At 37.7% G+C, this 23,024-nt stretch carries 25 protein-coding genes; 10 read left to right on the forward strand and 15 right to left on the reverse strand.

The window, feature by feature from the left end:
* Positions 1-41: 41 nt before the first annotated feature.
* Entirely contained in the window at positions 42-2,264 is a 2,223-nt protein-coding gene (locus FJA49_RS11525; protein ID WP_140001071.1) for an FUSC family protein, read from the reverse strand.
* Positions 2,265-2,439: 175 nt separating this feature from the next.
* On the opposite strand from FJA49_RS11525, the gene def reads away from it, so the two are divergent.
* Both def and FJA49_RS11535 read left to right on the forward strand, forming a co-directional pair.
* Entirely contained in the window at positions 2,440-3,027 is a 588-nt protein-coding gene (gene def / locus FJA49_RS11530; RefSeq protein ID WP_140001072.1) for a peptide deformylase, read from the forward strand.
* Between the two features lie 40 nt (positions 3,028-3,067).
* Positions 3,068-3,502 (forward strand): DUF5606 family protein, encoded by a 435-nt coding sequence (locus tag FJA49_RS11535; RefSeq protein ID WP_140001073.1) that lies wholly within the window; start codon positions 3,068-3,070, stop codon positions 3,500-3,502.
* A 56-nt stretch (positions 3,503-3,558) separates the two neighbouring features.
* Here FJA49_RS11535 and FJA49_RS11540 read toward each other — a convergent pair whose 3' ends face one another.
* The 5 genes from FJA49_RS11540 to FJA49_RS11560 all read right to left on the reverse strand — a co-directional run bounded on the left by FJA49_RS11540 (position 3,559) and on the right by FJA49_RS11560 (position 6,557).
* Positions 3,559-4,107: a PepSY-associated TM helix domain-containing protein gene (locus FJA49_RS11540; RefSeq protein WP_140001074.1), complete on the reverse strand. Its 549-nt coding sequence runs from the start codon at positions 4,105-4,107 to the stop codon at positions 3,559-3,561.
* A gap of 88 nt (positions 4,108-4,195) precedes the next feature.
* Entirely contained in the window at positions 4,196-4,627 is a 432-nt protein-coding gene (locus FJA49_RS11545) for a VOC family protein (protein WP_140001075.1), read from the reverse strand.
* A 37-nt stretch (positions 4,628-4,664) separates the two neighbouring features.
* The gene (locus FJA49_RS11550) at positions 4,665-5,180 is read right to left on the reverse strand and encodes a DUF6265 family protein (protein WP_140001076.1); all 516 of its coding nucleotides are present in this window, start codon (positions 5,178-5,180) and stop codon (positions 4,665-4,667) included.
* Positions 5,181-5,254: 74 nt separating this feature from the next.
* The gene (locus tag FJA49_RS11555; RefSeq protein ID WP_140001077.1) at positions 5,255-6,061 is read right to left on the reverse strand and encodes an AraC family transcriptional regulator; all 807 of its coding nucleotides are present in this window, start codon (positions 6,059-6,061) and stop codon (positions 5,255-5,257) included.
* A 1-nt stretch (position 6,062) separates the two neighbouring features.
* The gene (locus tag FJA49_RS11560; protein WP_140001078.1) at positions 6,063-6,557 is read right to left on the reverse strand and encodes an SRPBCC family protein; all 495 of its coding nucleotides are present in this window, start codon (positions 6,555-6,557) and stop codon (positions 6,063-6,065) included.
* 109 nt (positions 6,558-6,666) lie between these two features.
* Here FJA49_RS11560 and prfA point away from each other — a divergent pair, with 109 nt between their 5' ends.
* Genes prfA through FJA49_RS11580 form a run of 4 tightly spaced genes read left to right on the forward strand, consistent with a single transcriptional unit; the run spans position 6,667 to position 9,820 of the window.
* Positions 6,667-7,743 carry a peptide chain release factor 1 gene (gene prfA, locus FJA49_RS11565; RefSeq protein ID WP_140001500.1) on the forward strand — a complete coding sequence of 359 codons (1,077 nt, stop codon included), beginning with the start codon at positions 6,667-6,669 and terminating at the stop codon, positions 7,741-7,743.
* Positions 7,744-7,798: 55 nt separating this feature from the next.
* Positions 7,799-8,611, forward strand: coding sequence for an orotidine-5'-phosphate decarboxylase (pyrF, locus tag FJA49_RS11570; protein WP_140001079.1), 813 nt, complete (start codon positions 7,799-7,801; stop codon positions 8,609-8,611).
* A gap of 9 nt (positions 8,612-8,620) precedes the next feature.
* Positions 8,621-9,010, forward strand: a complete 390-nt coding sequence (locus tag FJA49_RS11575) for a DoxX family protein (protein WP_140001080.1) — start codon at positions 8,621-8,623, stop codon at positions 9,008-9,010.
* Between the two features lie 3 nt (positions 9,011-9,013).
* Positions 9,014-9,820, forward strand: a complete 807-nt coding sequence (locus FJA49_RS11580; RefSeq protein WP_140001081.1) for an ABC transporter substrate-binding protein — start codon at positions 9,014-9,016, stop codon at positions 9,818-9,820.
* A 47-nt stretch (positions 9,821-9,867) separates the two neighbouring features.
* On the opposite strand, the gene FJA49_RS11585 is transcribed toward FJA49_RS11580, so the two are convergent.
* From FJA49_RS11585 to FJA49_RS11620, 8 genes are read right to left on the reverse strand one after another with little or no spacing between them, the layout of a single operon-like run.
* Positions 9,868-10,464 carry a lipocalin family protein gene (locus FJA49_RS11585; protein ID WP_140001082.1) on the reverse strand — a complete coding sequence of 199 codons (597 nt, stop codon included), beginning with the start codon at positions 10,462-10,464 and terminating at the stop codon, positions 9,868-9,870.
* Between the two features lie 33 nt (positions 10,465-10,497).
* Positions 10,498-12,006, reverse strand: coding sequence for a DUF3570 domain-containing protein (locus FJA49_RS11590; protein WP_140001083.1), 1,509 nt, complete (start codon positions 12,004-12,006; stop codon positions 10,498-10,500).
* Positions 12,006-12,221 (reverse strand): DUF4266 domain-containing protein, encoded by a 216-nt coding sequence (locus FJA49_RS11595; protein ID WP_199758384.1) that lies wholly within the window; start codon positions 12,219-12,221, stop codon positions 12,006-12,008. Before FJA49_RS11595 ends, FJA49_RS11590 begins: the two co-directional genes overlap by 1 nt.
* Positions 12,218-13,204: an FAD:protein FMN transferase gene (locus FJA49_RS11600; protein ID WP_140001084.1), complete on the reverse strand. Its 987-nt coding sequence runs from the start codon at positions 13,202-13,204 to the stop codon at positions 12,218-12,220. Before FJA49_RS11600 ends, FJA49_RS11595 begins: the two co-directional genes overlap by 4 nt.
* Positions 13,204-13,641 (reverse strand): thioredoxin family protein, encoded by a 438-nt coding sequence (locus FJA49_RS11605; RefSeq protein WP_140001085.1) that lies wholly within the window; start codon positions 13,639-13,641, stop codon positions 13,204-13,206. Before FJA49_RS11605 ends, FJA49_RS11600 begins: the two co-directional genes overlap by 1 nt.
* 2 nt (positions 13,642-13,643) lie before the next feature.
* Positions 13,644-14,507 (reverse strand): T9SS sorting signal type C domain-containing protein, encoded by an 864-nt coding sequence (locus tag FJA49_RS11610; protein WP_140001086.1) that lies wholly within the window; start codon positions 14,505-14,507, stop codon positions 13,644-13,646.
* Between the two features lie 20 nt (positions 14,508-14,527).
* Positions 14,528-14,941 carry a DoxX family protein gene (locus FJA49_RS11615; protein ID WP_140001087.1) on the reverse strand — a complete coding sequence of 138 codons (414 nt, stop codon included), beginning with the start codon at positions 14,939-14,941 and terminating at the stop codon, positions 14,528-14,530.
* Positions 14,942-14,969: 28 nt separating this feature from the next.
* Entirely contained in the window at positions 14,970-16,298 is a 1,329-nt protein-coding gene (locus tag FJA49_RS11620) for an HTTM domain-containing protein (RefSeq protein WP_233590139.1), read from the reverse strand.
* Between the two features lie 206 nt (positions 16,299-16,504).
* On the opposite strand from FJA49_RS11620, the gene FJA49_RS11625 reads away from it, so the two are divergent.
* From FJA49_RS11625 to FJA49_RS11635, 3 genes are all read left to right on the forward strand, one after another.
* Positions 16,505-17,860 (forward strand): autotransporter outer membrane beta-barrel domain-containing protein, encoded by a 1,356-nt coding sequence (locus tag FJA49_RS11625; protein WP_140001088.1) that lies wholly within the window; start codon positions 16,505-16,507, stop codon positions 17,858-17,860.
* A 33-nt stretch (positions 17,861-17,893) separates the two neighbouring features.
* Positions 17,894-18,958, forward strand: a complete 1,065-nt coding sequence (locus FJA49_RS11630; protein WP_140001089.1) for an imelysin family protein — start codon at positions 17,894-17,896, stop codon at positions 18,956-18,958.
* An 89-nt stretch (positions 18,959-19,047) separates the two neighbouring features.
* Entirely contained in the window at positions 19,048-20,424 is a 1,377-nt protein-coding gene (locus FJA49_RS11635) for a di-heme oxidoreductase family protein (protein WP_394344085.1), read from the forward strand.
* A 192-nt stretch (positions 20,425-20,616) separates the two neighbouring features.
* On the opposite strand, the gene FJA49_RS11640 is transcribed toward FJA49_RS11635, so the two are convergent.
* Complete coding sequence (locus FJA49_RS11640; RefSeq protein ID WP_140001091.1) at positions 20,617-21,372, reverse strand: DUF4197 domain-containing protein; 756 nt, start codon at positions 21,370-21,372, stop codon at positions 20,617-20,619.
* A gap of 167 nt (positions 21,373-21,539) precedes the next feature.
* On the opposite strand from FJA49_RS11640, the gene FJA49_RS11645 reads away from it, so the two are divergent.
* Complete coding sequence (locus FJA49_RS11645; RefSeq protein ID WP_140001092.1) at positions 21,540-23,021, forward strand: catalase; 1,482 nt, start codon at positions 21,540-21,542, stop codon at positions 23,019-23,021.
* Positions 23,022-23,024: the final 3 nt, after the last annotated feature.

Raw genomic sequence — 23,024 nt, forward strand, 5'->3', positions numbered from 1 at the left:
TGAAATATATAAAAGCCTGAAATCTGTTGATTTCGGGCTTTTTATTTGGTCTGATTCAGCAATTTTGCTGCTTTTACAATACTTTCCGAAAGATTTGTCAGCCATACCAGTTGTTCGATAACTAATTGAGCTTCCTGCATTTTGAGTTGGTATTCGTCATCTTCAGAAAGATGTGCTTCTTTCAATTCTTTAGCACGCATATTTTTTAATTCTGTGAAACGCATAGCCAGATCTTCATTGGGTTCGGACTGGGCTAACGTACCAGAAAGTTCTAAGTCTGCAAAAGTGATGGCGTAATTCAGGTTTTTGGTTACAGTCTGAACCACCACATTAAAAGCCTCCGAAGCTTTACTTGTTTTATGAGTCTGTATGTACGTTCCTAAAGAAGCCAATGAAGAAAGCAATGTGTGGTTCAAAACGGCAAGTTTATAAACCTGTTGTACTTGTTTCTGTTTGGATTTAGGCTCCTGACTCATACGCTGAAAAGAAGCCATCAGGTTTCCGACTTCAATAAAAGCATTTTTTCGAGCAATTCGATAGGATGTCGTTACTTCTCCTTTGTTGTTATAAAAAAGAGAAATCTCGTTAAGGTAATCGCGGTTGGCTTCTATGGATTTTTTGATATAAATCGGCTGACTCATGAATTCCCATGATGGCCAGAAGAAATAATTTGCTAAAAAGGCAAGTCCGGCACCCACAACAGTATCCAGAATACGGTATTGGATTACATCATTAATATTAGGCGTAATGATTCCATAAACAAAAACTACATAAATGGTTACGAAAGTAGCGCCTACTTTGTAATTTATGGAAGTAAAGGTAAAACCTAAAATCATGGAGGTAATAGCCAGGGCACCAATGATGATGTGATTATGAACAACGAGCAATATGGCAAAAGCAATCAATCCGCCAGCTACAGTTCCTATAATTCTATGGAAAGAACGCTCCTTGGTCAATCCGTAACCAGGTCGCATGATAACCACTATCGTCAACAGAATCCAATATACATTCTGGAAAGGAAAAAGACTTCCCAACAAAAATGCAATCATAATCGTGGCTGTCAATCGCAATGAATGACGGAATATGGTTGACGAAAAACTCAGGTTTTCTCGAAATGTGCTCCATGGATAATATTGAGGAGTCATTAATTTGTCCAGGTTCTTGTCTCTTCCTCTGTAATCGTTGCTATTGAAGTTAGGCATGAAGGCACGCTCAACAATTTTGATCTTTTCAATCTGCTTTTCCGCATAATGCAACATATTGGAAAGCATCCAGACACCTTCAGATGCTTTTTCCTTTCCAAGCTCCTGTTCGTAAGCTAAAATAACATTCTCCAACGCTTCAAGATCTTTTAGCAACGAATGCTTTGGAACGTATTTTTTGTGGTTTTCCAAACTCTTGAAAATAGCTTTCAATGTAGAAGCCAGATTATAAGCCAGGTTTTGATATGTCGCCAGTACTTTTGGATGGTCGGCAAATTTTTGATGAAGCTTACTATGGTCGAAAGAAGTTGACAATGCCAATTCCAGGATTTCCAATAAGGAAATAAAAACCAAGGTCAGCTTTCTAGTCTGGTCTGAAGTACCATTGGAATGGGTTCGATTCCGGATTAAAATTTCCCTAAGATTTTCATGGATAGTATTCAGTTCTACCTGAAGATAGAGCTGTTTTTCAATAATTTTTTCACGAGGCGAATCAATTTTCCATAAGTCCCCACGCAGTTTCATGTATTTTGAAGTAAGCCGCAAACATTCTGCAACCTGTAGTTCAATATATCGGTGCGGTCGGATATAATTAAATGTCAGAGAGATGAGAAGGTAAAACAGACCTCCAACAAGCATCAGTCCTGAATATTGGAGCATTTCCCAACCTTCGTGTATGTGGCCAAAAGCCAGACAGATAGACAACAGTGCGGAAAACGAAACCTGTGTTGCCCGTTGACCATAAACCGAAATCATGGAAAAAAAGAAAATCATGGCCGCCATAGCAGGATACAATATCCAAGGCTGCGGATAGAGCAAATTAACGACCAGATTGTTCCCGGCTACAATCAGAGCAGCTACTAAAATACCATTTATACGGTGTTTTCTATTGCTGGGAATATCGCTCGGATAGGTCAAAAAAGCACCTAATGCGATGTTAAAACCAATCTGAAAATTGCCTGTATATGAGAACAAAAGAACCGGAATAGCAGATGCCAAAGTCACTTTTAGTGCATTGGAAAAATTGGTGCTGTCGGTAAAATTTCGGACTTTCTGAATCATCGTGAAGCGGTTACTAGCAAAGATAGGAATTGATAAACATTTTCGGAATTAAAAAAATAAAGATTTAACGCTTTTGATGTTATTAAAAGATTACTATCTGTGATCTTTTTTTACTATTTTTGCCCACTGATTTTGCAGAGACTCTGCTAATTCTTTATAATTCAATACGAAAGAAATGATTTTACCAATTATAGGATATGGCGATCCGGTTTTAAGAAAAGTAGGTGAGGAAGTGCCGCAGGATTATCCAAACCTGAAGCAAACTATTGCAGATATGTATGAGACGATGTATAATGCCTATGGACTAGGTCTTGCAGCGCCTCAAGTAGGACTTAGCCTTCGTATGTTTGTTATTGATACGGAACCGTTTGGTGACGATGAAGATTTAAGTGAGGAGGAACGTGAAAAACTGAAAAACTTTAAGCGTGCTTTCATCAATCCAAAAATGCTTAAAGAAGAAGGTGAGGAATGGGGTTTTAACGAAGGTTGCCTGAGTATACCTGAAGTTCGTGAAGATGTTTATAGAAATGAAAGAATCACGATTGAATATTATGATGAAGATTTCAATAAGAAGACAGAAGAATTTGACGGATTGATTGCCAGAGTAATTCAACATGAATATGACCATATTGAAGGAATTCTGTTCACGGATAAAATATCTTCATTGAAAAAACAGTTAATAAAGAAAAAACTTCAAAATATTATGGATGGAAAAACCAGACCGGATTATAAAATGAAGTTTATTGCCAAAAAAGGCAGATAAGGAGAACACAAATTAATTTCAATTATAAAATATATTTAAAATGAATTTAGATAAAATATTAGCCATTTCTGGCAAGCCGGGACTTTACGCATTAAAATTACAAACCCGTACTGGTTTTGTCGCTGAATCATTACTTGACGGAAAGAAAATTACTGTTGGTTTGAGAAGCAATGTGAGCCTGCTTTCAGAAATTTCTATTTATACGTATGATCAGGAGAAACCGTTAGTTGAGGTAATGAGAGCTATCGCTGTAAAAGAAGATAACGGCCCAGCTTTATCACATAAAGAAGATAATGCTAAATTGGCTGCTTATTTCCTGGAAGTTTTACCAGATTACGATCAGGACAGAGTATATCCGTCGGATATTAAAAAAGTTTTGAACTGGTACAATATGCTTCAGGCAAAAGGATTGGTTTCAAAAGAAGCTCCGGTTCAAAAGGTTAAAGAAGAAGTGACAGAAGAAAATTCAAACTAATTCTTCACTAAAAAATAAAAAAAACCTCGTTTAGCACTAAACGAGGTTTTTTTATTTTAGCTCAATAAGAAGAGAAACAGTAGCGGAAACACTACGCCGGCTACGGCAAGTTTCAAACCTCTTTTCTTAAAAGTGAATTTTCCATAAGGTATCATCAAGGCTCCTGTAACGGCAATTACGATTAATGAAATACCAAAAATATCAGAATAGTAAATCCACCATTCCGAAGTGTTTTTATGCAATTTCATAGCATGACTGATGATAGGTGTTTTTTTGAAAGCAACTACTTCTCCTTTTCCGGTTTCCATATCGATTTCCACATCGTGGTTTTCAAAAGAAATCTTGAATGTTCCTTTTTTTACGGAATGGCGTCTGATCTTGTCGTCAATTCCAAGTTCTTTACCCAGCGATTCTGCATATTTTTCACTGATTAATTCTTCGGCAGGAAGTTTTACAGTTACAGCTTTGGTTTCGACAGTATATTTTTCAGGATGCCAGCTGTCTCTGTGGTTCATCAATATTCCAGAAAAGGCAAAAGAGATAATCAATCCGATGTAGAAATAGCCTAAGTCACGGTGCAGGCCTCTTATTTTTTGTTGCTTCATGTTGTTTTTAAAAGATGCTGCAAATATACTTCACTTTTTTCTAAGCAATAGGCAAAAAAAAGCCCCGCTTAGCGGGGCCTATGATTTTTTATTTCTGCTCATAATCATAATTTACCATCCAAAGGATGCCAAATTTGTCGATGAACATACCAAAGAATGCACCCCAAAAGGTTTTTTCCATAGGCATGGTTACTTGTCCGCCATTAGAAAGGCCGTCGAAAAGCTTTTGAGCTTCCGCTTCGCTGTCCGTATTGATAGAAACTGAAAAATTAGTTCCTTTAATAGCTGGCTGCTGTCCAAAAGCCTCGCTTGTATCACTTCCCATAAGTATTGTTTCTTTGCTGATTGGCAACGAAACGTGCATAATCAAATCTTCTGTTCCAGCTGGAAGTGGATGTTCAGAAGGCATGTCTTTAAACTTTCCGATGAATGTAAATTCTCCGCCAAATACGGATTTGTAAAATTGGAATGCTGCTTCGCAGTCCCCATTAAAAGTAAGATAAGGATTTACTTGTGCCATTTTTAGATTGTTTTATTGTTTTTGTTCGTTAACAAACTTACTGAACTTTTTTCATTGCGAATTGTTCCGATTTCGATTTTCCGTCTTTCATTCCAGAAATTTCAGCTACGATACTGTCTTTTGTGATTTGGTTGTAGGTAATCTTGTTCGGATAATCATGTTTCGGATTTTCGAAAATAAGCTGTTTGTCAGAAGAAGCTGTCAGCGCAAATTCCACAGGTTTTTCATCATTTTGTCCTTTTACGGAGACTTCATAAATCAGTTGGTTTTCTTTCTGTCCTAATTTTACACTTTCAGAAAAAACGGTGTCTTTGCCAACGACAAAATACGTTTCTCCGTGAAAAACAGAGTCATTTTCTTTTGTCCATATTTCAGATAGATTACCTTCTTTGGTATTGTTTTCCCAACGACCCAAAAACCAATCGGCTTTTTTGATTTCGGCATAGGTTTTTGGTGCTGCTTCAACAGGAGGAAGTTTGGCGTCATGGGCTTCTTTGCAGGAAGTAATCCCGATGGCTGCCAAAACGGCTAGTACATAGATAGTTTTTTTCATAATGATTGATTTAGTTTATTGAAAGCAAATATGAGATAATAATGATTTATAAAAATTGTAAAAAAACGACTTAACTACTCCAGATTGAAATATTTTGCCATTTCAAGGTTTTCAGAAAAATATTTTTTCGGATTTAAGCCTGTAAAATATTTGAAATCTTTTATGAAATGTGCCTGGTCGTAGAAGCCAACATCATGTGCAACAGTAGTAAAACTTCTAAAATCTTTATTTTCAATAAGCTGTAACGCATTATTGAACCGTATGATTCTTGAAAATAATTTTAGGCTCAATCCGACGTTTGAAAGGAATTTTCGCTCCAAATGACGCTGTCCTATTTTTAGTTCAGCAGTGAGTTTTTCTATAGCAATCATTCCGTCTGATTGGATGATTTCATCAACACAGCGTTCGATTACGGCATTATCGGGAACATTTTTGAGTCTGCTTTCAAGAAAAGCTTCAATAACTTCAACACGTTCTTTATTATTCTGGCAGCGGTTCATTTTTTCTTCCAATGAACTACTGTCTTTCCAGATATTTGAAATTTCCATAAAAATACCGGTCAGGTCACTCACCGGAAAATCAATAAAAGGCTGTAGTCCGGCTGGCTGAAACCGAATGCTGAAAATGCCGACTTTGCCCATTCCTTGTACTTCAATAAACTTTTTTAACTGTCCGTGAATAAAGTTTTTTGGCTGTTCTTCGGCCCCATTTTTAGTATAGGTTACGAATAAATCACCATGATTGAAAATCAGTTCGATACAGCCATCGGGGAAAATGCGCTCCCTTGAATGCGGTTCTGAATCGTCCAGATTGTCTAAGCTCCAATAACAGCGAATGTATTTTGAAAGCTTTTCATTTGGTGAAAAAATGCGATAATCCATCCTAATTATTTATCATCGGGAATGTATTTTCATCCTTGTTTCTTAAATCCAATCCGCCTTCATACACTGATTTCAGATTAATCAAATAGAAACTCCAACCTGTGTGGCATCCCAAACGGATATCTCTTTTTGAATTTTCATCGGTCGGAATGTTTTTTTGTGTAAGCTCAACCAACACATAACCGTCTTCTTGTGTAAGTTTGATGTCTACAAGGCAGTTTCCTGCAAAAGTAAATTGAAGAAAATCAGTACCGTTAGCTTCCGTAATTTTTCCTGTTTCGGCATCGTCATATAAAAACCATTTCCAATCGTAAGAAAAATCTTTTTCAACAGCTTGGTCAGAATTGATTTTTTTACCTTCTTTATTAAAAAAAGAAGCGTTGCTTAAAAACCATTTCTCAATTTCTGAAGAAGTGGTCCATGCGTTGTAAAGAGTTGAAAGGCTAGCCTTTACTGCAATTTTTCTGGTGAATTTTGTCCAGTCGAAATTTTCCATAGCGAGATTTTTTATGGACTAAAGTAAGTAAAAAAACTCAACCCGAAGCCTCATGGAAGATAAACAATTTTTTTGTAAATTTGCACTCCAATTAGATAAGGAAGAAAAGATGTTAGATAGATTGCAGATTGTAAAACAGCGTTTTGACGAGATTTCGGATTTGATCATCCAGCCAGATGTCATTGCCGACCAGAAGCGCTATATTCAATTGAACAAAGAATATAAAGACATGAAAGCGCTTGTAGAAAAGCGTGACGAGTATGTGAATATAATGGGCAATATCGATGAAGCAAATGAAATTATTGCTGACGGTAGCGACCCAGAAATGACTGAAATGGCAAAAATGCAGTTGGATGAAGCCAAGCAAAGATTGCCAGAATTAGAAGAAGAAATCAAGTTCTTGTTGATCCCTAAAGATCCGGAAGATGCGAAAAACGTAATGGTTGAGATCCGTGCCGGAACGGGTGGGGATGAAGCCAGTATTTTTGCAGGAGACTTGTTCAGAATGTATACAAAATATTGCGAAAGCAAAGGCTGGAGAACTTCAGTTGTAGATATGAACGAAGGAACTTCTGGAGGTTTCAAGGAAGTTATTTTTGAAGTTACAGGTGACGATGTTTACGGAACTTTAAAATTTGAAGCGGGAGTACACCGTGTACAGCGTGTGCCTCAGACTGAAACCCAAGGCCGTGTGCATACATCAGCAGCAACAGTAATGGTTTTGCCGGAAGCGGAAGAATTTGATGTACAGATTGACATGAACGATGTGCGTATCGACTTTTTCTGTTCATCAGGACCTGGAGGACAGTCGGTAAACACGACTAAGTCTGCTGTTCGTTTGACGCACATTCCAACTGGATTAGTAGCACAATGTCAGGACGAAAAATCACAACATAAGAATAAGGATAAAGCATTTACCGTTTTACGTTCTCGTTTGTATGAACAGGAATTGGCTAAAAAACAGGAAGAAGATGCTCAAAAGCGTAGCTCTCAGGTAAGTTCTGGTGACCGTTCTGCAAAAATCCGTACATATAACTATGCTCAAGGCCGTGTAACTGATCACAGAATTGGATTGACGTTATACGATTTAGGAAACATCATGAACGGAGATATCCATAAGATTGTTGACGAGCTTCAACTAGTCAGCAATACTGAAAAACTAAAAGAAGCCAGCGAAGTATTCTAAAGATAAACAAGCCTCATTATTGGGGCTTTTTTTATAAGACTAACTACACAACACCATGACAACACAACAACTCACCGAACAAATTCGCCAAAAAAAATCCTTCCTTTGTATCGGATTGGATGTCGATCTGAATAAGATTCCATCGCATCTTCTTGATACGGAAGACCCGATTTTTGAATTCAACAAAGCCATTATCGATGCTACTCATGATCTAGCCGTAGCCTATAAGCCTAACACGGCTTTTTATGAAGCCTATGGAATCAAAGGCTGGATTTCACTCGAAAAAACAATTCGTTACATCAACGAGAAGCATCCTGAAATTTTTACAATTGCAGATGCTAAACGGGGTGATATTGGAAATACTTCTTCTATGTATGCCAAGGCTTTTTTAGAAGACCTGGCTTTTGATTCAGTAACGGTCGCACCTTATATGGGGAAAGATTCTGTTGAACCTTTTTTGGCTGTAAAAGATAAATTCACGATACTTTTGGCATTGACTTCCAATGAAGGCGCTTTCGATTTCCAAACAAAATCAGTTGATGGGAAAGAGCTTTACAAACAGGTTATTGAAACATCAAAACAGTGGAAAAATTCCGAAAATCTGATGTATGTTGTAGGAGCTACCAAAGCAGAATATTTTACTGAAATACGAAAAATAATCCCTACGAGTTTTTTGCTGGTTCCGGGTGTGGGTGCCCAAGGAGGTAGTCTTTCCGAAGTTTGCAAATATGGAATGTCTGAAAATGTTGGATTGCTGATTAATTCATCAAGAGGAATCATATATGCTTCACAACAGCAGGATTTTGCAGAAAAGGCAAGAGAAGAAGCAATCAAGATACAGCAGGAAATGGAACAAATTTTAAATTAATTTATTTCTATGGATAGGACTTTTATTCTTCGTTTTGCAGTTGCCATAATCCTAATCATGCATAGCGTGCCGGGAATGTTCAATAACGGGATTCATGAGTTTGGAACCTTTTATCTGGATACGGTTGGGTTTGCACCTTATGGAATTTTGCTTGCCTGGCTGATTAAACTATCCCATGTAGTAGCGGCGGTATTGCTTTTGTTGAATAAATATGTCAAGATTGCATCAATCGTTACCATTTTAATTTTGATTATGGGAATTATTATGGTTCATTATCCGGAAGGTTGGTTTGTTGTTGGCGGCGGAAGAAATGGTATGGAATTTAACTTCCTGCTTATTTTTGTGCTTTTGGCAATTATGTTTCCCGAGGGAATAAAGAATAAACTATCAAAAAAATAGCCATTGAAAACCTATATTGACCAATTGGGCAATTCGCATACTTTTGAATCTGCTCCCAAAAGAATTATTTCACTTGTACCTTCGCAAACAGAATTGCTGTTTGATTTAGGACTGGAAGATTCTATTGTGGGAATTACCAAATTTTGTGTACATCCGTATCATTTAAAATCGACTAAAAAGATGATTGGAGGAACCAAAAAGGTACATTATGAAAAGATAAAGTTGCTGCAACCCGATATTATTATTGCCAATAAAGAAGAGAATACACTTGAAATCGTCGAAGAATTACAAAAAATCTGTCCGGTTTGGGTCACCAATATCCTTACAATTGGTGATAGCTTGCAGATGATTTCAGATTTCGGACAATTGTTCAACAAACGTACAGAAGCTCAAAAGTGGATTGATAAAATACAATTTGCCTTAGCCGATTTCAAAAATTTCATTAAAGACAAAGAAGAACAAAAAGCGGCTTATTTTATCTGGGCAAATCCATATATGGCAGCGGGTGGTGATAATTTTATCAATGAAATGTTGAAACTGAATAAGTTTAAGAATATCTACGATAACAACCCAAAATACGAGGGCAGGTATCCAGAAGTTGTTATTCAAAAAATGAAAATTCAGGGAGATCCTGATTTGGTTTTGCTATCCTCTGAACCTTTTCCGTTTAAAGACGAACATGCCTTTGAATTGGGACGCTATACGCATCATGCCAAGACCATCTTTGTTGATGGTGAGATGTTTTCCTGGTATGGAAGCCACATGGCAAAGGCCTTTGATTATTTTAAAAAGCTACATGCTAATCTATAAAAAAAGCTGTCCTTTGGGACAGCTTTTTGATTTAGCAACGTTATGTTTTATTGTCTTTGGAAAACGTAACGTTTTACTTTTGTAACTCCGTTAACGGTTACGGTTTTCTCATAATAAAAACGATTATTGCTATCCGTAAAATGGATAATCAAATTTTCAGAAACTCCATCAATAGTAAGTACGTAAGTAGTGTCCTGTGCTGTCCAGAAACCTAGCTTTTGTTCAGACATTAGGCATTCTCCTGTACCGTTGTCATCGTCATCATTGTCGTCACTGCCGCCATCATCGGTGTTGTCATCGGTAGAATGGTCGTCGTCACCTTCATCATCGCTGTTGTCGTCACTATTATCATCACTATTATCGTCGCTATTGTCATCACCGTTATCATCGTCATCATGTGAACCCATTCTTCTGGAAGAATTGGAATAGACTTCATGTGTGAACTGCTCTGAACCGAAAATATAGGTTTCCTGAAGCGCACAACTGCTTAAGCTGACAGCGTTTCCATCTGTATATTCTTCAACCAGTTTCCAGGTTCCGACAATAGCGTTGCCCATGTCTCTGGTATTGTCATCGTCCTTGTTACAATTGGAAAGGAGAAGTCCGGTGATAATCAATAAAATAATTGCTGTAATTTTTTTCATTGTTTTGATTTTTAGATTATTGTTATAATTGGTTTATTGGTTTACAAATTTGATTGCAATCGTAAAGATGTCGGCTTCCAGTTTGTCGCTTCGTGTATAATGATTGTATCTGAAATCGATATTCTTCAGTCCGAATTTAAAAATGCTGAATGGCGGAAATACCGCTGCATAGCTCAGTCCAGCACCAAACTGGTGACTGTCAAAAGAGGAAAGGTCGTAGTCTGAAGTATAATACCTCTGACTCGAAAAATGTTGCTCGAAAGGAGCAAAATAATCCATCGCCTTTTGGGTATAAAAACGGTACATCGGATAAGCAGTAAAAGTTTGCGATATCTTTATCGGCAGTTCAATACTGGCCGTATGGGAATTCAAGCCCCAATCATCAGAATAAAAACGATAATAGGTTCGAAGCACCATCAGGTCATTGATATAATAATTCAATCGTGCACCAATAGGCAATTTGAAACGGCTGCCCGGAAGTCTTTCTACATCATCTGCCAATCGGTAAACGCCTCTATTGTTTTGCGTCTCATAAACAGGGATATAGCGCTTCTGTCCGATATAATAATTGGCCTTGTCTGCAAAATAAACCCTATGGTAAGGAGTTGACAGCAAACCTTCCTGATAAAGCACATCCAAGAAAACGGAAACCTGTAAGTTTTTTGTCAGTACTTGCGAATAGCTTAAAGACAGCGAATAAGAGTTTCTCTTTTCATTGTCAAATTCAGAAAAATAGAACGGAAGGTAGTTGGTCGATTCAACGCCATACTGGTCATAGACGGTCACATCTTTAAAATAGCCTTTGTTCTGAAAACCTAGCCCATATTTAGCATATTCATGCAGTTCTGTCGGATAAATTGCTTTCCAACGATCCAGGTAAGCACTCGCTTTAATTGAAATTTCTGAATTCTTATCATCAGATAATTTTGCAATGCCTCCGCCAAATCCGAAAGATTGGTAATCGTATTCTCTTGAAACGGAAAGATTAGTACTCCAAATCAGAGTCCTGTCATCTGAACTATGGCTGTAATTAGCAGACAACGAAGTCAACACATCTTTTCTGGAAGCGCCTGTCGATTCAATCCATGGACTGCCATACGGAAGCTGACGCAAGGTGCCGGTGCCATATTCATCATCATCGTAGCTATCCCGATTCTGTGTTTTTGTAGGATTGGCAATGCGTCGGGAAGCACCGGTATTTGTACCGTTATCCACATAACTCCCGTCTGTAAAAAACGGATTGATATTGCTTGATGAAGCAGAAGTATAGGCAGAAAACCCAGCATCGATAGTAAGGACATCGTCAGCATTCAGCGGAATTGTAAGTACAACATTTGCCGCTGCATCAGTAAGTTTTTCTGTACCAATACCACCTGAAACCGCAGAATGGTTTCCATCTTGCTTATAGTAACTGCTGATAAATTCAATTTCTGAAGTTTCCAGAACTCTTTTTTTATAGCTTACTTCAGTTGAATCGGTTTCCTGTGCAAAACAGCTGATGCTTATTAAAAAAACGAAAATAGTTTGTTTTAGTGTAAACATTAATTGCATCCACAGCCTCCTCCTGTCTTGCCGCCGTTTGCTCCGGAAGCACCTTCTCTATATATCTGAAAATTAGTTTCGTGTCGTTCTGCTGTTTTTGCAGACAGTTTCATTTCAGGGTCGTTAATATTTTGTTTTTCATATTCTTTTACCTTAACACTCTTGCAGGATTGCAGGAACAGAATGCAAAAGAAAATCAATAGTATATGTCTCATTGTTGGTATTTTTTAATATCGATGGTATCTGAATAAAAAATATGGCCATTCTCATCAACGATTACGCAGCTCATTCCCGGAATCTGGTTGATGAGGTTTAATCCGGCTTCTTTTCCCATAACCATTATAGAAGTTGAAAAACCGTTTGCCAGTTCGGCACTTGAAGCAAAAACGGTTACGCTCGAAATTCCTCTGGCCGGATATCCAGTACGTGGGTCAATAATATGGGAATATTTTTTTCCTTCTAAGACGACAAATTTTTCATAATCACCAGAAGTAACTACAGCATTTCCGGATAATGGAAAAGTTGCAAAAACCTTATTCTGGTTCATCGGATTAGTAATCCCGACGGTCCATTCTTTTCCATCCGGTTGTTTTCCCCAGGTATTCATATCGCCGGAAGCATTGATAATGCCGGCAGGAACACCTTTAGAAATCATTAGTTCTTTAGTCTTGTCGGCAGCATAACCTTTTCCGATAGAACCAAAACCAATTTTCATTCCGGGTAACTTCAAGAAAATGGTGCTATTCTTCTTGTCCAGTATAATGTTTTTATAGCCTACTTTCTGTACGGATTTTTTAACGGCTTCTTCTGAAGGTACTGCTGTCATAGAGCCGTCGTATTTCCAGATTTTATCCATAGAGGCAAAACTGATATCAAAAGCGCCATCGGTCATTTTTGAAAATTGCAAGGCTCTTTCCGTCAATCCGAATAATTCCGCTGTCACTTTTACCGGTTTAATTCCGGCATTCCGATTGATTTCTGAAACCAGTGTCTCTTCTCTCCATTCTGATATGACGTTTTCAATACGCTCGATTTCGATAATTGCACTATCAATATAGGCTTCTGCTTCTGTAGCCGACTTGGCAGAAATATTAATGTCAAACCGACTGCCCATAAGCTTGACCGTTCTTTTTCGAACGACCTGAGCCTGCAGCGATAAGAAATTCAGGCATAAAAGTAGGAGGAACGCCTTTTTCATTATCGGGATATAAATGACTTGATTAGTGAAATATATTCAGAAGCCTTGATGTTTTCATAGCCTGTTTTACCCAAGACTTTTCCGGTTTTATCCAATACGACAACAAGAGGAAAAAAACCTTCCTTGTTGTATTTTTCAGCCAAGGTTTTGTTCTGATTTTTTTGTTCTTCAGACTGCTGGTTATTTTTCTTTTTAGGAAAATCAGCTTTGACCAAAACCCATCCGGTATTGGCTTCTTTTTTGAATTCGTCAGATTGCCATACGCTTTTCTCAAGTTTAATACACGGAGCACACCAGTCTGAACCTGAAAAAACGAGCAATATTGGCTTGTTTTCTTTCGATGCGATTGTTTTTGCTTCAGAAAGCGAAGTATTCCATTTTTGAGAAAACCCAGGAAGTGAAGTTGCAAGCAAAAGAAGGAGCAATAGTTTTTTCATTGTTAGAAGACGATTTTTTTGTTAATGATGGTATTGTCGGCTGTTTTAATCTGTACAATCAAGATTTGGTTGGCCAGGTTCAGATCAAGCAAAGCAGTTTCTGAGTCATTTTTCATGGTTGCCAATTTTCGGCCTGAAATGTCAAATACGGTCATTTCAGAGATAGCAACTTTTTTTGAAAAAGCTTGTAATTGCGCATTCTTAACCAGTATTTGAATATCATTTTTGTCAATTGCTTTTTCTCCAATAGTTAGCGATGAAGTAAGCGTCAAAACCAAGTTAGGACGTTCCCAAACCGGCGACATTGAAGAATCTGGCGTCCAGGAGTTATTACCTCCGCAGCCAATACTACCGTCCGTATATCCGGCAGACATTTTTGAAGGCGTGGTTGTAAATCGGTATTGTGGTCTTCCGGATTCAATGCAGGTAGAACCAATTACCAAAACGGAGAGATTTCTTGAAAGATTAGAAAAAGCAAAAGGAGTTTGCAAGGTAATTTCCATAGTTCCTGAAATTGAGGAATTGGGAAGATTACCATCATAAACAAGAGTATAGTTACTAAAATTCAAACTTCCAATCGTATAGGCAACTGTGCCTGCAGCAGCAGTCTCCGTTAATTTCATATAGACTTTTATGTTAGGTTCAGTCGTTGAAGAACCCGAAGCTTTCTGATAGGAAATTTTGGTAATGGTTCCGGTTGAACCGATTTCTGTTCCGGTATAGATACTTTCGTTAGCCGAAGAATTATACCACGAGGCAACCGGAGACGATGTACCTGATGAAGTACCATTTCCAAGCGTGATTGTAATTTGTGCCTGCATGCCCGTCAAGGTGAGCATGCAAACACTAAAAAATAAAGATTTCATTATGGGGGAATTTGATAAGGTTAATTTTTTCTTCCAGCGACGATTACTTTCCAAACGTTATAGTAGGAAGCAAAAACCAGAATGGCTGCCAAAAGAGGAATACCAGTTTCTACAAGTTCATGCGGACGATTGTCAATCAGCAAGTGGAAAAGGAAGATGGTGATGATAACAGGAAGAAGGACAATGCTGCCCAGTAATCTTGTTCTTGGAATGATTAGTAGTATTCCCGAAGCAATTTCTAAAAATCCAACTACTTTGGTGAATCCTGAAGTACAAAGTGCTGTTATAAGATTTCTATAATTTAATGGAAGTGGACTATCTGCTTCATAAACTTTACATTCTGAAAGGAAATGTTTGTTTAAGCCTTTGTATACAAAGAAAGCGCCAAGAATGATGGCAAGTCCTGCTACTGAATATTGTATTGCTTTTTTCATAAGGGTTGGTGTTAAATTGAATAAATGGTTAATGAATAATGTTTCCGTTTTTGTCGTAGAGTAAGATCCAGTCGTTGTGCCAGAAATAATTCCATTTGGCTTTTCCCAAATCAATATCGGGATTTATTAATATTCTGGGTTCGCCATGATTAATAGCAACTTTCGAATCGGCATAAACGCTTACGTCTTTTCCCATACGGGCATATCGCTCCCTGATTTTTTGAGCTGTCTGCCAAATCATATCGGGCTTCGACTGCATTCCACGTATTTGCTTTGGAGTAAGGATCTTTTTGAGTTTAAAAATTTTAGTCTTTTGGGTAGTATTATCGACTACTTTGAATTTGGTAGTTCCTTTTCTGGAACGTAGCATCATTCTCCAGCTAAGCCTATGACCTTCTTCGGTCCAAAGTACATCGCCTTTGATAGCATAATGGCGTAAGGGAAGTACAATCTGAAGTAGGAGATAGGGCAGGAGTATCCACCGAACAAGCATTTTTCCTTCTTGCGATTGTGAAGATGTTGGTATTTCAATAGGTTTTTTCCAAAAGAATAACTTGCGGATCTTTTCTGGCGGATAAAAGAAAACAATAAAACTCAAAGCTAGAAAAGGAAAAATCCCAATTCCCAGGTGAGCCTTGTTAAAGATATGGAAGATGATAGAAGCTACACAAGCGAGATTTCGTGTTTTTTTCCAAAGCAGGAGCGGTACGACAAGAAAATCAAAAGCCAGTCCGGCATAAGCAATAAAAAGATAAAACCATTCCTGAGCATACAGCTCTTTTAGGAAATCAGGAGCGTGTTTTGAAAGCATTCCTTTGGTGAAAGAACCGTCAAGCCATCCGGAATACAATTTTGCAACCGACGCATAAAAATAAACAATCGCTATCTGAACAATCATTATCCAGGAGCACCAAGCCGGCATGGTAAATCTTTTTAATTCCGGTTTTATTTTAGAATCTACAGAAGCATATGTATTGGCTGGCAGCAAGCACATCAAAAGACAAAGCAGCACAATCAGATAATGATGGTTGTTGTAGGTTGTTTTTTGCATGAAGTAAATTCCAGACCAAAGTATCGTAAACAAGACGATACTGATGCGGTAATACAACCCGATCATAATAAACAAAGCTGCGATTGCCATCAGACCAAAATAATAGTACATGCAATTGCCAGGAAGCGGCTGTAGCCATTCCATACCGATGTGTGAAAAAGTGAAAATCGGTTTTAATAAATTAATCCGAATCCATCCGGAAAGCAGATAATCGACCACTTGCCACAGCAAAAGCGTACCAAAGAGTATTCGGAATGCAACTAGCTGACTGTTATCGATTTGCTTGTAAATAAATTGGCGTATCATATGCCGGATTGGATGGAATTTCTTAATAAATTTTTGGCAAATGTATTTAATATTTATTTAGACTGATTTAAAATAGAATATTTTTTTTCAAAATTCCTACTAATGATTTCATAATCAGTTTCTTAAAATTACGTTAAAAAATATTTTATTTTTATTTAGACTGTATTTAAATAATTTTTATAGCTTTGCCGAAATTTGATTCAATAATGAAAAAAGCACTACTCATTTTTTTCTTATTTCCATCAGCTATACTATTCGCTCAAAAAGCTGATTCGCTAAATATTGAAAAAATAAAATCCGAAATAAAACAAGAGCTCCGCGAAGAGCTAAAAGCAGAAATCAAGAAAGATTTTGCAAAAGAAAACAAGACACTTTTCAACTGGAGTAACTTTACTCTGAGTGGCTATGGAGTTGTAAATTATTACAACTACACCAAATTTGACACCGACCCAAACATGAAAGACAAGTTCGATGCCGAACGTTTGAACCTGTATTTGGGATATAATTTCAATGATTGGATTAGTTTCAAATCTGAAATAGAATTTGAACATGGAGGAACAGGTTCTACCGTTGAATTGGATACCCAAGAAGAATTTGGAGAATACGAGCAGGAAATAGAAGCTGGTGGTGAGGTGAAAATTGAACAGATTCATATCAATTTTGCTATCCGACCGTATTTTAACATCAGAGCAGGAAGGATGAAAATCCACTTTGGTTTGGCTCAGGATTTGGATCGTCCGATTTCTTATTTCACCACACACCGTCAGGAAATGGAAAATGAAATATTGCCTCTGGGATGGTATGAAAACGGAATCCAGTTTCACGGAACTTTCCTAAAAAGATGGAAATATGAATTTTCTGTTACCAATGGACTTGATGCTTCAGGATTCAGTTCCAGAGGTTGGATAAAAGAAGGTTACCAGACTCGTTTTGAAATGGCAAATGGAAATTCATGGGCATTTACAGGACGATTGGATTATAAATTTGGGAAAAATAAATATACCTATGTTGGGGCTTCTGCTTATATCAATGATGCTGCAGCCAACCGTCCGAAAAACGACATGAAAGAATCAGCTTATGTAATGATTTTTGAAGGACATGTTACGTATGATGAAGATTACCTTCGTTTCAATTCGGTTGTATTATGGGGAAATCTTGAAAACTCCAACATCGTTACTTCAAAAAATGCCTCACTTTCAAACAATCTTGGTGTAAAAAGAACACCGGTTGGAAAAAATGCTTTCGGATTCTCTTTTGAAGGAGGTTATGAAGTTTTGCATTTCTTCAACCAAACCACAAAACAAAAAGTATATCCGTTTGTTCGTTACGACTATTATGACACCATGGATCAGGTTGAAGGAACTGTTGTCAAAAAACCAAGATGGGAAAGAAGTGCCATCATGGGAGGATTCAACTGGTTTGTTCATCCACAGATTGTATTAAAAGCACATTATCAGAACAGAAGATTGGGGTCTGAAAACTTTGATCCTGCAACTTTGGTTTATACAGGAAAAAAACAACAGGAAAATACTTTTTCGGCAGGAATTGGATTTTCATTCTAAAGAATTAATACTAACCAATATATTTTTAACATAATGAAAAAAAGAATTTTTAGTCTGAGTCTATTAGCAATGTCCGCTGTATTTTTTGTGAATTGCAGTAACAATGATGATTCGTCTGATGTTGATCCGAATGCGGGACTTTACAAAGAAGTGCTTACTGATCTTTCAAATGACGTTATCACAAAAACATATGAGGATTTGAACAGCAAGGCAATTGCATTGAAAACAGCTGTAAATGCCTTGACTATCGGAAATGAGACAGCTCTTACAGCTGTAAAAGATGCCTGGAAAGCAGCAAGATCTCCTTGGGAGCAATCAGAAGGATTTTTATACGGACCAGTAGATACAGGAGGAATTGACCCTGCAATGGATACATGGCCAGTAGATGTTACCGCTATGAACGATATCCTAAACAGTCCAAACCCAATTACTACGGCTACTATTGAAGCTAACGTTGAAGCTCGTGGTTTCCACTTGATTGAATACTTGGTATGGGGAATCAACGGGAACAAGTCAGCAAGTGCTTTGACTGCAAGAGAATTGGAGTATTTGAGAGCTGCGGCAGCTGATTTGCAAAACAATACACAGATTTTGTATGACGGATGGAAAGCATCAGGAGGAAATTTCGCAAGACACTTCATCAATGCTGGAACAACAGGTAACCAGGGATATACTTCACAAAAAGCAGCTTTAGAAGAAATTATCAACGGATTGATTACAATTGCTGATGAAGTTGCTACAGGAAAAATCCAGACTCCTTTGGATGAAGGTGTTTCTCAGGAAGAGTCACGTTTCAGCAACAATTCTAAAAAAGACTTTGCTGATAACATGAGAAGTATCAAAAATATCTATTGGGGAGATTACAATGGGAATTCACGTGCTGGATTAACTAACATTGTTGCGCCAAAAAATAGCGCATTGGATGCTAGTATCAAGGCAAAAATTGATGCAGCTATTGCTGCTATCGAAGCAATTCCTGGAACATTTACTGATGCAGTAACTAACAATGTTCCTGCTGTAGAAAATGCAAGAGACAAAGTTGCAGAATTGCAGTTATTGATCCAATCACAATTAAAGCCATTTATCGCCAATAATTAAGCCATTTATCAACCATAAATTAAGCGCAAAAAGGGTATCTGGAATTCGGATATTCTTTTTGCATTTCTATAAAAACCAAACAAAAAATGATTAAAAAGGGATTTTTATTGGCCACTTTGGGACTTGTCTTGTTGTCGTGTGATAACAATGATGAAAGCTCCTATATTGATATTGATCTTTCCGAACGGATGTATGCGGGAGGAGAAACTACTATTTTTTCAGCAACAAGCATTGCATTCCGAACACCGGCTCCAAATTTGTCAGCTTCCGACTTGCAGACGCATCTTATGGGAGATACCCAGTTCGAGGCTGTTTTTGTAACAGCGCCAGCTGCTGTAAATTCAGGATTAGGCCCAATATTTAATAATTCTTCTTGTATTTCATGCCACCCAAACGATGGGCGTCCTAACTTTCCAGCAAACCTTGCCAATAGAAGCGGACTCTTAATGAGAGCCAGTATTTTTGGACAAGATGAAAACGGCGGTCCCAATCCGGTACCGGGATTTGGATTGCAGATACAGAACCAGGCTGTTTTTGGTTTTACCCCGGAAGCAAGATACCAGGCAGCATTTATAGAAAAAAGAGAAACTTTTGCAGACGGAACTGTTGTTGTGCTGCAAAAACCAGTAATTACTTTAATCGATCCTTATACCAGTTTACCGGCGGGACTTATGCTTTCACCTCGTATTGCTACTCCGGTTTTTGGATTAGGCCTACTTGAAGCCATACCGGAACAGAATATTCTGGCTAGGCAAGATATAAATGATACGGACGGTGATGGTATTTCTGGCAAAGCAAACTATGTGTGGGATCCGGTTGAAAGACGCACAATCCTCGGAAGATTTGGATGGAAAGCCAATACGGGAACTTTATTGGTACAATGTACGGCTGCATATGTAGAAGACATGGGAATTACCAATTATGTGTTTTCGAAAGAAACAGGCCATGGCCAATCTAATGGAGGTGATGGGCGTGATGACGATCCTGAAATACAACGACCAATTGTAGATCAGGTTGTTTTATATTGCCAGACACTAGCAGTGCCGGGGCCTAGAAATATCAACAGTAAAAGTGTCAAAGAAGGAGCAAAACTATTTGAAAGTCTGGAATGTTCTAAATGCCATATACCTAAACAAATGACTGGTCCGAGCCCGATTTCGGCTTTAGCTTTTCAGACAATCTATCCGTATACCGATATGCTTTTGCATGATATGGGAGAGGATTTGGCAGATGGCAGGCCTGATTTTTTGGCTTCGGGCAGAGAATGGAAAACACGTCCATTATGGGGTATCGGACTTACAGGATTGGTTAACGGACATACAACTTTCCTGCATGATGGAAGAGCCAAAAACCTTACGGAAGCCATTCTTTGGCATGGTGGAGAAGCCGAAAAAGCTAAAGAAAAATTCAAGCAATTGACAGAAGCAAAACGTAAAGCATTGCTTGATTTTCTTAATTCTTTATAATCATAAATAGCATCAAATAAAAAAGCCAGTGTTCCTAAAAACACTGGCATTTTTTTTCTAACTAACCCTAACCAAATGAGAAAACCATTAATCTCTCTGCAAATGTCCAACTTTTTTAGGAGCGTATGTGTTAAGGCAATGTTATTTATATGTTATTGATTACTAATTTTTTAAGAACCTATTTTACAGCTCTTAATCTTGCATAGCAAACACCTTTTTTAACAAAGGCGAAGTACGAGCTCCTATGTCGGTACGGATTTTTTTCTCCTCTACAGAAATCATTTTAAAGACACCTTCCATCGCTTTATCCGTAACATAATCATTAAGATCAGGGTTCACTTTTGTTACTAAAGGAATAGTGTTGTATTTCTTAATAATGCCTTCCCATACCTTGTCAGCACCTACATTGCTCAGCGATGTTTTTACGACAGGATTAAATTTTGAGTAAAGCTCAGTTGAAGTTGTACCTTGAAGATAAGTCGTTGCTGCATTTTCATTACCTAAAAGAATATTTTTTGCATCGGCAATTTTCATATTTTTGACGGCATTGACAAATATAGGAGTTGCTTCTTTTACAGCATCCTCAGCGGCACGATTCAATACTTTCACACCTTCGTCGGCCAAACTTGACAATCCCATAGAACGTAATGTCTTGTCTACTTTTTGTAATTCTTCCGGAAAAAGAATTTTTACGGCTTCATTTTTATAAAACCCGTCAACAGCCGTTAATTTGGTTACTTGTTCCGTAATTCCTTTTTGTAGGGCTTCCTTAAGTCCGGCACTAATATCAGTGGCACCTAATAAACTGCTTGTTTTTTTAGAAGTTGTCTTAGTTTGCGTTTTTTCTGTTTTTGATTGTACCTTTTCAGTTGCCTTTTTTATAAATCCATCTAGCTGTGCAAAACAGGTTGCTGGTACTAAAAATGCCAGGAGTAATAATCTTTTCATGTGAGTAAAGTTTTTTCGATTCAAAGATAATCAAACATCATACCACTTAATAGTATAGTTAAAAATTATAAAAATATAAAAACAATCAATTTTGTTTATCAAAAAGGATTGTTTAAATTTGAGGAAACAAACTGATAATAAGGTACTAACAACAAATAATAAAAATTATGAAAGAACACAACAAACTCACGACAGCTTCAGGAAAGCCTTATGTTGAAAACGAAGATTCGCAATCAGTAGGGCCTAGAGGACCGCTTTTGCTTCAGGATTTCATTTTGCACGAAAAAATGGCACACTTTAATCGAGAACGTATTCCGGAAAGAGTGGTACACGCAAAAGGATCGGCAGCTTTCGGAACTTTTACTGTAACACACGACATCACAAAATATACAAAAGCAAAAATTTTCTCGAATATAGGAAAAGAAACAAAACTCCTGCTTCGTTTCTCTACTGTTGGAGGTGAAAAAGGTTCGGCCGATACGGAAAGAGATCCAAGAGGGTTTGCTTTGAAATTTTATACTGAAGATGGTAATTGGGATCTAGTAGGAAACAATACTCCTGTGTTCTTTATTAAAGACCCGAAAAAATTTGGTGATTTTATACATACCCAGAAACGTGACCCGTATACCAATTTAAAGTCACCTACCATGATGTGGGATTTCTGGTCGCTAAATCCTGAAAGCTTGCATCAAGTTACTACATTAATGTCAGATAGAGGAACGCCTTATGGTTACCGTCATATGCATGGATTTGGAAGTCATACGTTTTCTTTTATCAATAAAGATAATGAGCGATTCTATGTAAAATTCCATATGCTTACCAAACAAGGAATCAAGAATTTTACCGATGCTGAAGCAGCAGAAATGAAATCAAAAGACATGGATTTCGCACAGAGAGATCTGATTGAAAATATTGACAAAGGGAATTTTCCACGATGGGACATGAAAATACAGATCATGACCGAAGCGGAATCAAGAACTTATCATATCAATCCATTCGATTTGACAAAAGTATGGCCTCATGGCGATTATCCGCTAATTGATGTTGGTGTTATCGAACTCAACAAAAATCCGGATAACTATTTTCAGGATGTAGAACAGGCCGCTTTCGCTCCAGCGCATGTCGTAGACGGAATTGGATATTCGCCAGATAAGATGCTGCAAGGAAGATTGCTTTCTTATCCGGATGCTCACCGTTACAGACTGGGAGCCAATTATGAGCAAATTCCGGTAAACAGATGTCCGTTTGCTACAAACAATTATCAGAGAGATGGACAGATGCGTATTGACGGAAATGGAGGCAGCGCACCTAATTATTTTCCAAATAGTTTTGATAATATTGTAGTCGATCAATCGTATAAAGAACCTGCATGGACATTAGAAAGTAATGTTGCAGGATGGTATGATCGCAATGCTGAAGGAGAAAATGATCATTATACACAACCGGGTAATCTTTTCCGTTTATTAGAAGCGGAACAGCAGAAAAATCTGATCAGCAACGTAGTAGGTGCGATGTCTGGAATTGATGGTCCAAAAAGAATGGAAATCATTAACCGCCAGCTTTGCCACTGGTTTCGTGCCGATCCAAGATTAGGAATGGGAATTGCACAAGGACTTGGAGTGGATGTTGATCCGGCTATGATGAAATAAGGA

It is taken from the genome of Flavobacterium microcysteis (genome assembly GCF_006385255.1).
Taxonomy (GTDB): Bacteria; Bacteroidota; Bacteroidia; order Flavobacteriales; family Flavobacteriaceae; genus Flavobacterium; species Flavobacterium microcysteis.

Excerpts from the sequence above, each read along its gene's own strand:
- FJA49_RS11525 (WP_140001071.1), bottom strand. The coding sequence starts at position 2,264 with ATGATTCAGAAAGTCCGAAATTTTACCGACAGCACCAATTTTTCCAAT.
- def (WP_140001072.1), top strand. The coding sequence starts at position 2,440 with ATGATTTTACCAATTATAGGATATGGCGATCCGGTTTTAAGAAAAGTA.
- FJA49_RS11535 (WP_140001073.1), top strand. The coding sequence starts at position 3,068 with ATGAATTTAGATAAAATATTAGCCATTTCTGGCAAGCCGGGACTTTAC.
- FJA49_RS11540 (WP_140001074.1), bottom strand. The coding sequence starts at position 4,107 with ATGAAGCAACAAAAAATAAGAGGCCTGCACCGTGACTTAGGCTATTTC.
- FJA49_RS11545 (WP_140001075.1), bottom strand. The coding sequence starts at position 4,627 with ATGGCACAAGTAAATCCTTATCTTACTTTTAATGGGGACTGCGAAGCA.
- FJA49_RS11550 (WP_140001076.1), bottom strand. The coding sequence starts at position 5,180 with ATGAAAAAAACTATCTATGTACTAGCCGTTTTGGCAGCCATCGGGATT.
- FJA49_RS11555 (WP_140001077.1), bottom strand. The coding sequence starts at position 6,061 with ATGGATTATCGCATTTTTTCACCAAATGAAAAGCTTTCAAAATACATT.
- FJA49_RS11560 (WP_140001078.1), bottom strand. The coding sequence starts at position 6,557 with ATGGAAAATTTCGACTGGACAAAATTCACCAGAAAAATTGCAGTAAAG.
- prfA (WP_140001500.1), top strand. The coding sequence starts at position 6,667 with ATGTTAGATAGATTGCAGATTGTAAAACAGCGTTTTGACGAGATTTCG.
- pyrF (WP_140001079.1), top strand. The coding sequence starts at position 7,799 with ATGACAACACAACAACTCACCGAACAAATTCGCCAAAAAAAATCCTTC.
- FJA49_RS11575 (WP_140001080.1), top strand. The coding sequence starts at position 8,621 with ATGGATAGGACTTTTATTCTTCGTTTTGCAGTTGCCATAATCCTAATC.
- FJA49_RS11585 (WP_140001082.1), bottom strand. The coding sequence starts at position 10,464 with ATGAAAAAAATTACAGCAATTATTTTATTGATTATCACCGGACTTCTC.
- FJA49_RS11590 (WP_140001083.1), bottom strand. The coding sequence starts at position 12,006 with ATGTTTACACTAAAACAAACTATTTTCGTTTTTTTAATAAGCATCAGC.
- FJA49_RS11595 (WP_199758384.1), bottom strand. The coding sequence starts at position 12,221 with ATGAGACATATACTATTGATTTTCTTTTGCATTCTGTTCCTGCAATCC.
- FJA49_RS11600 (WP_140001084.1), bottom strand. The coding sequence starts at position 13,204 with ATGAAAAAGGCGTTCCTCCTACTTTTATGCCTGAATTTCTTATCGCTG.
- FJA49_RS11605 (WP_140001085.1), bottom strand. The coding sequence starts at position 13,641 with ATGAAAAAACTATTGCTCCTTCTTTTGCTTGCAACTTCACTTCCTGGG.
- FJA49_RS11610 (WP_140001086.1), bottom strand. The coding sequence starts at position 14,507 with ATGAAATCTTTATTTTTTAGTGTTTGCATGCTCACCTTGACGGGCATG.
- FJA49_RS11615 (WP_140001087.1), bottom strand. The coding sequence starts at position 14,941 with ATGAAAAAAGCAATACAATATTCAGTAGCAGGACTTGCCATCATTCTT.
- FJA49_RS11620 (WP_233590139.1), bottom strand. The coding sequence starts at position 16,298 with ATGATACGCCAATTTATTTACAAGCAAATCGATAACAGTCAGCTAGTT.
- FJA49_RS11625 (WP_140001088.1), top strand. The coding sequence starts at position 16,505 with ATGAAAAAAGCACTACTCATTTTTTTCTTATTTCCATCAGCTATACTA.
- FJA49_RS11630 (WP_140001089.1), top strand. The coding sequence starts at position 17,894 with ATGAAAAAAAGAATTTTTAGTCTGAGTCTATTAGCAATGTCCGCTGTA.
- FJA49_RS11640 (WP_140001091.1), bottom strand. The coding sequence starts at position 21,372 with ATGAAAAGATTATTACTCCTGGCATTTTTAGTACCAGCAACCTGTTTT.
- FJA49_RS11645 (WP_140001092.1), top strand. The coding sequence starts at position 21,540 with ATGAAAGAACACAACAAACTCACGACAGCTTCAGGAAAGCCTTATGTT.